Source organism: Myxococcota bacterium, from assembly GCA_035498015.1.
GTDB lineage: Bacteria > Myxococcota_A > UBA9160 > SZUA-336 > SZUA-336 > VGRW01.
Map to the genome: position 1 here is coordinate 1 of DATKAO010000118.1, position 12,334 is coordinate 12,334.

The 12,334-nt window shown below is 69.0% G+C and carries 9 protein-coding genes and 4 tRNA genes; 3 read left to right on the forward strand and 10 right to left on the reverse strand.

Annotated elements, in window-relative coordinates:
* The 8 genes from VMR86_10850 to VMR86_10885 all read right to left on the reverse strand — a co-directional run.
* Positions 1–243 (reverse strand): hypothetical protein (locus VMR86_10850; GenBank protein HTO07540.1); only part of this gene is annotated, 243 nt, incomplete at its 3' end.
* Positions 244–1,408: 1,165 nt separating this feature from the next.
* Positions 1,409–1,485: transfer RNA gene (locus tag VMR86_10855), tRNA-Arg, on the reverse strand.
* 102 nt (positions 1,486–1,587) lie between these two features.
* Complete coding sequence (locus VMR86_10860) at positions 1,588–2,607, reverse strand: PEP-CTERM sorting domain-containing protein (GenBank protein HTO07541.1); 1,020 nt, start codon at positions 2,605–2,607, stop codon at positions 1,588–1,590.
* 55 nt (positions 2,608–2,662) lie between these two features.
* Entirely contained in the window at positions 2,663–3,760 is a 1,098-nt protein-coding gene (locus tag VMR86_10865) for a hypothetical protein (protein HTO07542.1), read from the reverse strand.
* A gap of 95 nt (positions 3,761–3,855) precedes the next feature.
* Positions 3,856–3,943 (reverse strand) — tRNA-Ser (locus tag VMR86_10870).
* A gap of 154 nt (positions 3,944–4,097) precedes the next feature.
* Positions 4,098–4,184: transfer RNA gene (locus VMR86_10875), tRNA-Ser, on the reverse strand.
* Positions 4,185–4,245: 61 nt separating this feature from the next.
* On the reverse strand, positions 4,246–5,979 hold the full coding sequence (locus VMR86_10880; GenBank protein HTO07543.1) for a S8 family serine peptidase: 1,734 nt from the start codon (positions 5,977–5,979) through the stop codon (positions 4,246–4,248).
* 289 nt (positions 5,980–6,268) lie between these two features.
* A tRNA-Ser gene (locus VMR86_10885) sits at positions 6,269–6,353 on the reverse strand.
* Between the two features lie 94 nt (positions 6,354–6,447).
* On the opposite strand from VMR86_10885, the gene serS reads away from it, so the two are divergent.
* Together serS and VMR86_10895 are read left to right on the forward strand one after the other, a co-directional pair.
* The gene (gene serS / locus VMR86_10890; protein ID HTO07544.1) at positions 6,448–7,713 is read left to right on the forward strand and encodes a serine--tRNA ligase; all 1,266 of its coding nucleotides are present in this window, start codon (positions 6,448–6,450) and stop codon (positions 7,711–7,713) included.
* A 5-nt stretch (positions 7,714–7,718) separates the two neighbouring features.
* Positions 7,719–9,161 carry a transporter substrate-binding domain-containing protein gene (locus tag VMR86_10895; GenBank protein ID HTO07545.1) on the forward strand — a complete coding sequence of 481 codons (1,443 nt, stop codon included), beginning with the start codon at positions 7,719–7,721 and terminating at the stop codon, positions 9,159–9,161.
* A gap of 1 nt (position 9,162) precedes the next feature.
* Here VMR86_10895 and VMR86_10900 read toward each other — a convergent pair whose 3' ends face one another.
* The gene (locus tag VMR86_10900) at positions 9,163–10,107 is read right to left on the reverse strand and encodes an NAD-dependent epimerase/dehydratase family protein (protein HTO07546.1); all 945 of its coding nucleotides are present in this window, start codon (positions 10,105–10,107) and stop codon (positions 9,163–9,165) included.
* Between the two features lie 4 nt (positions 10,108–10,111).
* Positions 10,112–11,353, reverse strand: a complete 1,242-nt coding sequence (locus VMR86_10905) for a DUF4010 domain-containing protein (protein ID HTO07547.1) — start codon at positions 11,351–11,353, stop codon at positions 10,112–10,114.
* Between the two features lie 90 nt (positions 11,354–11,443).
* On the opposite strand from VMR86_10905, the gene VMR86_10910 reads away from it, so the two are divergent.
* A complete protein-coding gene (locus VMR86_10910; GenBank protein HTO07548.1) occupies positions 11,444–12,322 on the forward strand; it encodes an alpha/beta fold hydrolase in 879 nt (292 codons plus the stop codon).
* Positions 12,323–12,334: the final 12 nt, after the last annotated feature.

The following is a 12,334-nucleotide window of genomic DNA, read 5'->3' on the forward strand; positions in this document are numbered from 1 at the left end:
TGCCGAGGTGAACAGCATCGAGAACCCAGCCGCACCCGGAATGCCGAGCTCGAGCAAGCCCGAGCTCGACGCGTAGACACCGTTGTAGTTGGCCTGCAGCAAGATCGCCGCGTCGCCGGACGGATCATCGCCCCAGTGCGTCTCGGTGTAAGTCACCACATCGCCGTCGTGCCAGGTCGTGGCACTCGCCGCATTCGCGGAGGCCAGAGCCAGAGCGAGAATGAGGGCTTCCCGCAGCCGCATGACGTCCTCCCGTCGCTCTTGGGCGGCCGACTTACACGCAGAGGCGGCACGAACTTTCAGGAAACGGCCGTGTGAACCTTCTACACCCGGGTGTGTGGGTGAGTCAACTCGGCCGCCTCGCGGGCGACCGTAGCCGGCGAGCGCGACGTCGTCGCTGGCGCGCCCAGCATGACTCGAACATGCGACCTTCAGATCCGCAACCGAGTACACCGAGGATCGACCCCACTCGCAGCCAGGCCCCCCGCAAGTTCGTGGATCTCTGGCAGAATCGGCGCGGACGGTGAAGGCCTCGGCCCCGATCCGTGAGCCTCTGATCCTGCCCAGGGAGACATCGTGAGAGCATTCTTCGCTGTGATCGTCGTTCTTGCGCTGGCAACGACTGCCCGGACCGAACAGAAAGCGTGCGAGCCTCGCGACGAGTATGTTCGCTACTGCGCCTCCTGCCATGGCGACCGGGCGGACGGGAATGGCCCCGTCGCCGGCGCTCTGAACCCTCGCCCGCCGGCACTCACTTCGCTTCACAAGAAGTTTGGGAATCCCCTCTCGACCGACCTCGTCGTCTTCCTGGTTGGAACCACGATGCCGCGAGCGCACGGGACGAGCGCAATGCCGGTGTGGGGGCGAGTGTTTGGCAAGTACTCCTCGGACCCCGCCGTTGGAGACCTCATTCTCTGGCGGATCGTGGACCACCTGGATTGCATTCAGACCGACGAGTAGCGCGCTGCGAGTCCCGCTGGCGCGCCTCTGCCGCGCGGTGATCCTTTGATGACCGTCCGAGATCTCTAGACAGGCTCCCCGCGCCCCGCTCGATGGCGGTGATCGGCGCACGGACCGACACACGAGCGGATCAGCAAGCTTCGCTGCTAGCGTTGCGGCTCGTTGGCACCCCCGATTCCCGAATGGCTGCTCTCAGTGCTCGCCGCAGCCACCATCTTCACCGTGATGTTCAGTGTGGGCCTCGGCATCTCTCTCGCGGACTTGGACGTGCGAATACACGCCTCGCGGGGAGCTCCCGAAGCTCCTTGGCGAGTTCAAGAGTCAGTATCCCTTCCTGAATCTCGACGACGTCCAGTTCAGGCTGTTCCGCACGAAGCACCTCGGCGAGGGCGAGAAGCCCGCGGGCGTCGCGGCAGGAGTGCGCTAGCGCTGGGAAGCTCCGGCTCGCTGGCGCGCCCAGTAAGACTCGAACTTACGACCTTCAGGTCCGCAACCTGACGCTCTATCCAACTGAGCTATGGGCGCGCGAGGGACGGCAGCTTAGCAAACCGGGGAGGTGCGGGAACGGCGCCCGCGCTCTGCCGGGGCCGGGTCGCGGAAGCGGCTGATGCGGCTGGGAAATCCGGACTACGGGGGGACTTCGCGGCGTTTGCGCGCCAGCGTCAGCACGGCGGCCGCAGCCGCCACCAGCAGGGAGCTCGACGGCTCGGGGACCGCCCCGGAAAAGTAGTCGAGGTCGCTCTCGATGGTGGCGTCCGGGATGGGATTGCCGTCGGCGTCGAGCACGCTCGCGGGCCCGAAGAGAACCGTGTGACTGAAATCGGCGGCGGCGAGTCCGCCGAGAGTCGGCGCGCCCGGCACGAAGGGCAGCCAGATCGACGCTTCGACGGAGAAGGACGGGCTGAGCTGGAAGGTCTGGCCGAGGGTGAACGGAACCTTCACGACCACCACCTGGTCGAAGTCCTCCGGCACTACTCCGACTGCGCCGCCTCCGGCTCCGCCGCCACCCAGAGTCTCTCCGGTCGTCGAGATGCCGAATCCGCCCGACGGACACACCACCGAGCCGAAGCAGGTGCTCGAGTAGATCCGGTAGCTGAAGTCGGCGAGGTGGCGGACGCCCGGGTCACCCACATAGACGCCTGCCGCAGTCACGGAGCCCGTGACGTGGATGGGAATCGAGAGATAGGCGATTCCGCTGGCGCCCGGCGCCGTGATCGTGATTTCGTCGCCGAACGAGCCGGAGGTCGCCGCGCGCCGGTTCTCCGCGTTGAGCTCCACGTCGTTGAAGGCCACCGCCGCGCTGCCGTAGAAGCGCACCCCCGTGACCGGGTCGACGGAGATCACCGACTGGGCCGTGGAAGTGAAGAACCCTGACTCGTCCTTCGTGATCGCGGACGAAACGCTGCCGAAGGTGTTGCTGCAGCGCTGGGGGAACGTGCCGTTCAGCGGGTACGGGAGGTCAGGTGGGTCGGAAGCGACCGGCTGATGGATGATGTCCTCGTCGGCGTACACGTCGCTGGTCGAGCACACGTAGTCCAGCGTCCCGGCCAGGGACCGGCCGGCGCAGAGCGCGAGGGCGGTCGACGCGCAAACCAGCCATGCAACCCCGCGCAAACCGAGCTGTCTGTGATTCACGGCCCGTGCCATGGAGCTTCCGTCTCCCGGTGACATCGTGACAGAGAACGGACCCGAGAGACAAGAGTCACGGGCCGGTGTTGTTGCCGCCGCCCAGGTTGATCTTGGTGAGGCCGCCCACGCTGTTCGAGGTCGCGATCAGGTGGTCGTCGCCCTTGCCGGCGGAGATCGTGAGGTTCTCGCCGACGGTGAACTGGTCGACCGTGAGCTGGTTCGCGCCGTCGCCGGCCTTCAGGGTCGCACTCTCTCCGACCTGCACGTCGTGCATGGTGAACTTGTCCGCGCCGCCGCCGGTAGTCACCGCGAGTGACTCGCCGATCAGCGAAATGTCGAGATCGGTCGCGAGCATGATGTTGGCGCCGTCGCCCATGTTGATCTTCACGTTCTCGCCCACCACGATGGGGTTGAACTTCACGGAGTCGGCGCCGGTCGATGCCGTGATCGAGAGCGAGCCCTCGATCTGCGTCCCGTTGAAGATCACGGCGCTCGCACCGCGACCCGTCGAGATCTTCACGTCGTGGTCGAAGCTCGACGAGTTGAAAGTGACCTGGTCGAAGCCGATGCCGGTCTTGATCGAGGCCGCCTGGGCGAACGCGCCGCTGTCGACGACCACGACGTTGGCGCCGCCGCCCAGGGCGACCTTGAGATTGCCTTCGGCGGAGCAGGTGATCTCGAGATTGGTGTTGGCGGGTCCGCTGCCCTTGAAGCTCATGTCGCCGCCGATCTCGGCGCCGCCGCAGTCCAGCGTGTTGTCACCCGGGCCACCGTCCAGAGTCACGTCGTCGCCGAACGAGCCGCCTTCGATCTGGAGTGAGTCCGTGTCGTTGCCACCCTTGGCTTTCAGGTCGCCGCTCAGGATCAGGCCCTCGAAGACCACGGTGTTGGGCGCGTTGTCGAGCTTCAGCGACACGTTCTGCACGCCGGTGAACGTGACATCGGAGGCGCCGCCGTTCACGGTCGTGTCGGTCAGGGGGATGATGCGGACCAGGCCCGCGGTCGGGTCCACTTCGCCGGTCGCAACGCCACTCAGCGTCGCGATCGCGCCGCCGCCCTTGCCCGTGACCGAGAGCGTGACGCCGTGCTGGCTGGCGGTGAGATTTCCAGCCCGAGTGTGCGCGGCAAACCCGAGCGCGAGTGACAGGACGAGGAGCGAACGAGCCACCATGGCGACCTCCCACGCGCACACACCCACCCAGGGAGGACGCGCGAGCGGATTCTAACCGGAGGCGACACGCAACTGCGCGGCAGATTCGGGGTCACTGGCGGAGAGAGTGGGATTCGAACCCACGGTACCTTTCGGTACACACGCTTTCCAAGCGTGCGCCTTCGACCGCTCGGCCATCTCTCCGGGGGTTACTGCGCTCCGGCTCTTCTCCGGCTCCCCTCTTCCCGAGCAACCCTATCGAAACCGAGCCGGCCCGTCCGCGGCCGCCCGCGGCGGGCCGGGCAAGCGGCGGAGCCGCGCGCAGCGAGCCGCAGGCGAGCGAAGCTCAGTACGGGTACGGAGAGGGAGGGATTCGAACCCTCGATACAGTTTCCCGTATCCAGGTTTAGCAAACCTGTGCCTTCAGCCACTCGGCCACCTCTCCGCGAGGCGGGCCCAAGATGGGCGAAGCGGGCGGGCATGACAACCCCCGCGCGGGGGCCGCCTCAGGGTGGGAGCGCCGGGGCGCAGACGGGCTGGATCCCGGGACCGAGGCCGGCGCGGGAGCGGCGCATCACGACCCAGTCGTCGATCAGGCAGTCGAGCGGGAACGGGGCGGCGGCGCGCCACACGTTGCACAGCTCGGGGCGGACCATGCCGAGCGTGCTCGGGTTCTGGGGGTCGACCAGGTGCAGGCGCAGGGCGGCTTCGTCGAGCGCGGTGACGGCTCCGTTCCCGTCCATGTCGCCGCAGGTGCAGTGGTTGTCGGCGTCGAACGGGCACGGGTCGCTGGTGTCGGGCAGTGAGTCGCCGTCGGAGTCGAGCGGCAGCACGAGCGGCGTGAGCGCGAGCTGACCCCAGCCGAACAGCGTGTCGAGGCCGGGCGCGCCCACGTCGTGCGTCCGCGCCACGAGCGCGGCGCGGAGCTGGTTCGCAGTGATTCCCGGCGCCTGCTGCGCGAGCAGCGCGGCCGCGCCCGCGACGACCGGCGACGAGAACGACGTGCCGATCGCGGCCCCGTAGTAGAGCGTCTGCGTGCGGTCGGGCGCGACGATGTCGGGCTTGATCCGACCGTCGATCGTCGGACCCACGCTCGAGAAGTTCTCGATCGGCGGGCCGGGGGGCGCCTGGGTCCACAGCGCCTGGTCGATCGCGGCCACCGCGAACGCGCCGTGCGCGACCGACGGGTCGGCCATGCTCGAAGTGGCGACCTGTTGAGTCACGTCGACCGCCGCGCCCGAGCCGAACAGTGACACGTCGAGCCCCGCGGTCGGCCCCGAGATCCGCCGCACGCCGATCTGGTACGGCTCCTGCGAGGCGTTGCGCGTGTAGCAGGCCTGCTCCGCGGGCGGCACGCCCGGGCCCGGCCGCGTCTGCCCGGACGCCACCACGGCACCGGTGGCCGAGTACACGAAGAGGTCCAGGTCGGTGGGCGTGCCCGTGTAGTGATCGGGGTACTGGTTCCAGTTCAGGATCCAGCACACGTCGCTGAGCTCGGAGACCACGTTGAGTCTCTCGTTGCCCGGCGTGAACTCGAGGTTCTTGTCGGCGTCGGTGTCGACCCAGGGGCCGCGCCAGTGGCGGTAGGCCCAGTTGCCGCCGCCCACGGCCCAGAACACGCCATCGACGTCGTGTGACTCGTTGATGATGCCGTTGATCGGGCCCGAGTCGTCGTAGTAACTCGTGGCGAAGAAGTTCACCGACAGATTCGCGATGCGGATCCCGTTGTCGCGCAGATAGTCGGCCGCGTTCTGCAGCTCGAGCTCGTCGCTGAAGTTGAGCAGATACAGCTGCGCGCCGGGCGCCACGTCGGCCACCTCTTCGGTCACCGACGTTCCGTGCGCGGTGTCGCCGTCCATGCCCATGCCCGTGAAGTCGACCGCGATCGCGCTCGCGGGCACCTCACCCAGGGTCTTCGCGTCGGCCAGGTGCGTGAAGCCGGCGTCGACCACCGCCACCTTCACGCCCGCGCCCGTGAAGCCCGCGGTCTGCAGCGCGCCCGCACCGGTGAGCGCCACCGCCTCGGACAAGACCGACCCGGTGCCGAGCGCCAGCGGCACCGGCTTCCACGGAAACCGCAGCCCGCGGATTCCCCCGAGCTCCGCGACCTTCCGCAGCACGGCTGGCGAGGCGCTGATGCGCAGCCACGAGCGCGAGCGCGCCTGCACATGCGCCCCGAGCGCCTCGAGCTGCGCGATCGGCAGCGCTTCGGAGCCCTGCCCGTGCGGCGGCTCGAGCACGACCCGCAGCTCGCCCGTCCGAGTCCCCGCCCGCCGTCCAGCATCCTGGGCGCGGAGCTCCGTGTCGGCCGCAACAGGATCCTCGAGCGCCCGCGCCAACCGGGGCTCGACCCAAGGACTTGGTCTTGGGGGATCGGGCCGTGCAACGCGGGGCACTAGCAGCAGCAGGACGAGGAAGGTCTTCCCGAGCAAAGACACGCCACCCAGGTGGGCCCGTCCGCGGCCGCCCGCGGCGGGCCCAGCAAGCGGCGAAGCCGCGCGCAGCGAGCCGCAGGCGAGCGTAGCCAAGCGGAGAGGGAGGGATTCGAACCCCCGGGCGCGTGAACGCCTGCGGTTTTCAAGACCGCCGCCTTCGACCACTCGGCCACCTCTCCGACACAGCAAGACCCGCACAGCAACAGAGGCCCGAAAAAAGCGCGGGTAGCATGGCCTATCGGGTGCGCCGCGCCAACCTTAGAATGACCCGCCGTGCTGGACCTCCGCTTCATCGTCGAGAACCTCGAGACCGTCCGGCAGAACTGCCGCAACCGCGGGGTCGAAGTCGACCTCGACGCGCTCGTGCGGCTCGACTCCGAGCGCCGCGTGCGACTCACCGAGCGGCAGTCGGTGCAGGAGAGGCGCAACAAGCTCGCGCGCGAGATCAAAGGCCGGAAGCCGAGCGACGAGGAGCGCAACCTCGGCAAGGACCTGAAGGAGCGCGACGCGGCGCTCGAGGAGGAGCTCGCGCGCACGCAAAGCGAGCTCGCGGCGCTGCACGCGCTGGTGCCGAACCTGACCCACCCGGCCGCGCCGATCGGCCACGGCGAGGACGACAACCGCGAGCTGCGCGTCGTGGGCCAGGTGCCGAAGTTCGGCTTCCACGCGCTCGACCACGTGGAGCTCGCGGCCAAGCACGACCTGATCGACTTCGAGGCGGGCGCGAAGGTCGCGGGCCAGAAGTTCTACTTCCTGAAGAACGAGCTCGTGCTGCTCGAGCAGGCGCTCGTGCGCTTCGCGCTCGATTTCCTGCGCAAGCGGAAATACACGCTGTTCCAGACACCGGACCTGGCGCGCGCCGACGTGGCGGCGGGGCTCGGCTTCAACCCGCGCGGCGCAGAGACCAACATCTACTCCATCGCCGACAGCGACCTCGTGCTGGTGGGCACGGCCGAGATCACGCTCGGCGGGCTGCACCAGAACGAGATCCTCGAGGCCGGGTCACTCCCGCGGCGCTACTGCGGCGTGAGTCACTGCTTCCGCGTCGAGGGCGGCGCGCACGGGCGCGCGTCGCGCGGGCTGTATCGCGTGCACCAGTTCACCAAGGTGGAGATGTTCGCGATCACGCACCCCGACGAGTCCGAGGCCATGCACGAGGAGCTGCTCGGGATCGAGGAGGCGCTGTACCAGGAGCTCGAGATCCCATTCCGCGTGGTCGACGTGTGCACCGGCGACCTGGGCGCGCCCGCCTACCGCAAGTACGACCTCGAGGCGTGGATGACCTGCCGCGGCGAGGGCGGCGGCTGGGGCGAGATCACGAGCACGTCGAACTGCACCGACTACCAGGCGCGGCGGCTGGCCGTGCGCTTCCGCGACCCCGTGACCGACAAGACCCGCTTCTGTCACATGCTGAACGGCACCGCGGTCGCGCTGTCGCGCGCGCCCGTGGCGATCCTGGAGAATCACCAGCAGGCCGACGGAACGATCTCGATCCCCAAGGCACTGCGGCCCTACACCGGCTTCGACCGCATCGGGTAAGTCATATGCGAGTCACTGCATGTGCCCTGGCGTGCCTGGTCTCGTTGGCGCTCGCCGGTCCCGCGCGCGCACAGCTCGAGCTGCCGCACGGGGTGGTGATGGAGACGGTCACCGCGAAGTGGACGGGCGACCTCGACGGCATGGTGAAGCGCCGGATGATTCGCGTGCTCACCCCGTACAGCAAGACCCACTACTTCGTCGACAAGGGCCAGCAGCGCGGTCTGGTGTACGACTCGGCGCTGGCGCTCGAGAACGCGCTCAACAAGAAGTACAAGACCGGCAACCTGCGCGTGCACATGGTGTTCATCCCCACGCCGCGCGACAAGCTGATCCCGGGGCTGCTCGACGGCACGGGCGACATCGCCGCCGCCGGACTCACGGTCACGCCGGAGCGCCTCGAGCAGGTCGACTTCGCGCCGCCCACGTTCACCAACGTGAGCGAGATCGCGATCACGGGCCCGGGCGGCCCGGGGCTCGCCAGCCTGGACGACCTCGCGGGGCGCGAGGTGTTCGTGCGCAAGTCGTCGAGCTACCGCGCCAGCCTCGACGCCCTGAACGCGCGCTTCGCCCAGGAGGGCAAGAAGCCGGTCGCGATCGACGACGCGCCCGAGTCACTCGAGGACGAGGACATCCTCGAGATGGTGAACGCGGGGCTGGTGAAGATCGCCGTGGTCGACGACTACCTGGCGAAGTTCTGGAAGCAGGTGTTTCCCGGCCTGGTGCTGCACGAGGACGTGGCGCTGCGCACCGGCGCGAGCATCGCGCCGGCCTACCGCAAGAACAGCCCGCAGCTCACGGCCTGGCTCGGCGAGCAGAAGAAGACCTTCGGCCAGGGCTCGTCGTTCGCGAACCAGAAGATCCAGCAGTATCTCAAGAAGACCAAGTTCGTGAAGAGCGCCACCTCGGAAGCCGACATCAACCGCTTCCTGGGCCTGATCGAGGTGTTCAAGCGCTACGGCGACCAGTACGACCTCGACTGGCTGCTCATGCTGGCCCAGGGCTACCAGGAGTCGCGGCTCGACCAGGGCGCCAAGAGTCACGTGGGCGCCGTGGGAGTCATGCAGGTCATGCCTGCGACCGGCCAGGAGCTCAAGGTCGGCGACATCCACAAGATGGAGCCGAACATCCACGCGGGGGTGAAATACATCCGCTTCATGATCGACCAGTACTACGCCGACGAGCCCATGACCCCGCTCGACAAGACGCTGTTCGCGTTCGCGAGCTACAACTGCGGCGCGGGCCGCATGAAGGGGCTGCGCAAGGAGGCGGCGCAGCTCGGGCTCGACCAGAATGTGTGGTTCGGGAACGTCGAGCGCGTGGCTTCCAAACGCATCGGACGCGAGACCGTGACCTACGTGAGCAACATCTTCAAATACTACGTGGCGTACGGCCTCGCGGTGAAGCAGCTCGAGGCGAAGAAGAAGGCCAAGGAAGAGGTCGCCAACTGAGCTAGCGCAGCGACTCGAACCAACGCACCGCGTCGGCCAGCACCGCGCGCGCGGGGCGGGGGTCGTAGCCGAGGTCACTGCAGGTCTTGGCAATGTCGAACGAGCGGGCGTCGCGCGCGTGTAGCGCGGCCTCGCGCGTGATCACCGGCTCGCGGTGCGTCACGTGGTCCGAGAGCCACTCGTTCGCCGCGCCCAGCCACAGCACGAGTGAGTTGGGCAGCGCGCGGCGCGGCGCGCGGATGCCCGTGATCTCCTGCAAGAGGCCGAGCAGCGCCGGCATGCCGAGGTTCTCGCCGCCCAGCACGTAGTGCGCGCCGGGCACGCCCTGCTCCAGCGCCAGAACGTGACCCAGCGCGACGTCGTCCACGTGGACCACGTTCTGCTGCATCGGGAGATACACGCGCATGTGCCCCGCGAGATAGTGCACGATCAGGCTGCCGGTCGGCGTGGGCCGGCGGTCGCCGGGACCGAGCACGGTGGTGGGGTGCACGACGAGCGCGGGGAAGCCCGCCCCCGCGGCTGCCTCCACGAGTCTCTCGGCCTGCGCCTTCGAGGCCCGGTAGTGACCTTCGAAGCCCGGACCGGGCGGCGCCAGCGTTGCGCCCGTGCTGGTGTACACGAGCTTGCGCAGCCCCTCCGCGCGCGCCGCGTCCAACACGCGCCGCGTGCCGTCGACGTTCACGCGGTAGAACTCCTGCGGGTCGGGCAGCCAGAAGGCGTAGAGCGCCGCGCTGTGGATCACGGCCTCGCAGCCGCGCAGGCCCGCGCGCACCGAGGCCTCGTCGCGCAGGTCGAACGGCTGCGGCTCGACCGGCACGCCGGCCAGGTTCGCGCAGTCGACGTCCGCGCCCACCAGCGCCCGCACGGCATGGCCTCGCTGCAGGGCGGCCCGCACCACGCGTGCGCCGATGAAGCCGTTGGCGCCGGTGACGGCGACCGTGCTCACCGATCTACACCACGCGGTGTAGGATCAGGAGCGCCATCGCGCCCGTCGCGGTCACGAGCATGAGCGTGGCCGACACGCGCCGCGCGAACGGGCTGCGGCCCACGAACGCCAGGATCCCCACCTTGCCCAACGTGGTGAAGACGGCGATCACCACGATGCCGAGCGTAGCCGTCTCGACCGGCAGGTGGCCGTCGTGCACCAGCCGGGCCAGCGACAAGGCCGGCGCATCGGCCCCGACCAGCGCCGCCACCGCCGACACCCCATACACGCCCGCGTCGCCGAACTCGCGCTGAGCGTAGGCGAGCAGCAGAGTCACCGAGGCGTAGATCGCGGCGAAGGTGATGGCCACGCGCATGGTGAGCGGGTTCTCGAAGTTGTGTCTCTCGGGCGCGTTCTGCTCGGGCAGGTGGCGCGTGAAGCCGAAGAACAGCCCCACCGCGATCATCGCCAGGAGCGGAATCAGCACGCGCCGCGCGAGCTCCGGCTCCACCAGCCAGAGCATCGCCTCCATGCGCAGGAACGCGGTCGACGCGGCCAGCGCGATCAGCGCCTCGTAGTGCCGCGCGTGCGCCACGCCGCGCCCCGCGCGCGCGTAGGCCAGCGTGGCCGCCGTGCTCGACACCAGCCCCGCGAGCAAGCCAGTCACCACGTAGCTCGAGTGACCCGCGCGCACGCGCATGAGCACGTAGCCCGCGAACGAGAGACCCGAGATCAGCACCACCATGCGCCACACGTCGCGCGGCCGCAGCACGCCGAAGGTGGGGTCGATCGCCGTGTCGGGCAGGAGCGGCAGCACCACGCCGGTGATCACCAGGAAGCGGATCAGCGCCTCCATGTCGGCGGGTGACAGGAGGTGCGCAATGCGGTGCAGCGTGCGCTTCGAACGCAGGATCGCGACCATGGCGATGGTCAGCACCGTGGCCACGAGCGGCTCGCCGGCCTGCGCGAGCGCGCCGACCGCGAACGTGCACAGACTCGCGGTCTCGGTCGTGTAACCCGGGTCGGCGTTCCTGGCCGCGTCGAACTGGTAGCGGAGGATCAGGAACACCGCGTCGGCCGCGAAGATCGCCACCGCCAGCAGCGGGTGCACCGCGTTCGCCACCAGCACCGCGAGCGCGCCGAGCAGCGCGGTGAACGCGAACGTGCGGACGCCGGGGAAATCCTTCTCACCCGCGCTCTCGGTCTGCGCGACCTGCCGCTCCAAGCCGACGAGTGCGCCGAGACACAGCGCGACGAACGTGGGCACCAGCGTGGGCAGTACGTCCGGGATGGCTTTCTCCGACCTCTCCCTCGAGCTCGAGGGGCTCCAAAGTGCCGGATCGGCTAGGGTGCCGCCATGCTCAACCCCGCCATTCACGAACGAAAGGTCCAAGCCAACGGCCTGCGCTTCCAGGTGCTCGAGGCCGGCGCCGGCGACCGCCTGGCGCTGTGTCTGCACGGCTTCCCCGAGCTCGCCTTCTCGTGGCGCAACCAGATTCCCGTGCTGGCCGACCTGGGCTGGCGCGTGTGGGCACCCGACCTGCGCGGCTACGGCGGCAGCGACCGGCCGACCGGCCGCGAGTCCTACGCGCTCGAGCGCCTGATGGACGACGTGGCCGGCCTGATCGACGCCGCCGCCCCGCGCGAGACACTGCTGATCGCGCACGACTGGGGCGGCATCGTCGCCTGGCTCTTCGCCATGCGCCGCATCCGGCCCCTGTCACGCCTGGTGGTGATGAACCTGCCGCACCCCGCGTGCTACGAAGAGGCCCTGCGCCGCGGCGGCCGCCAGTGGCTGCGCTCGTGGTACGTGCTGTTCTTCCAGCTGCCCTGGCTGCCCGAGGCGCTGTTCGGCGCGCGCGGCGCCGAGCCGATCGGCCGCGCCTTCTACAACATGGCCGTGCACAAAGAGAACTTCCCCGACGAGGTGCTCGAGGTATACCGCCGCGCCGCGCGCGAGCCCGGGGCACTCACGGCGATGATCAACTACTACCGCGCGGCGTTCTCGGGCGGCGGCGCGCGGAGACAGCGCAATCTCGGCTATCCGAAGATCGACGTGCCCACGCTCGTGATCTGGGGCGAAAAGGACAGCGCGCTGGGCGTCGAGACACTCGAGGGGACCTCGGAGTACGTCTCGAACCTCACGGTCCACCGCCTCCCGAACGCGAGTCACTGGGTGCAGCAGGACGCGCCGGAAGAGGTGAATGCGCTGCTGCGGGAGTGGCTCGGGCTCTGAGACCCGCGACGC

Excerpts from the sequence above, each read along its gene's own strand:
- VMR86_10860 (HTO07541.1), bottom strand. The coding sequence starts at position 2,607 with ATGGCACGGGCCGTGAATCACAGACAGCTCGGTTTGCGCGGGGTTGCA.
- VMR86_10865 (HTO07542.1), bottom strand. The coding sequence starts at position 3,760 with ATGGTGGCTCGTTCGCTCCTCGTCCTGTCACTCGCGCTCGGGTTTGCC.
- VMR86_10895 (HTO07545.1), top strand. The coding sequence starts at position 7,719 with ATGCGAGTCACTGCATGTGCCCTGGCGTGCCTGGTCTCGTTGGCGCTC.
- VMR86_10910 (HTO07548.1), top strand. The coding sequence starts at position 11,444 with ATGCTCAACCCCGCCATTCACGAACGAAAGGTCCAAGCCAACGGCCTG.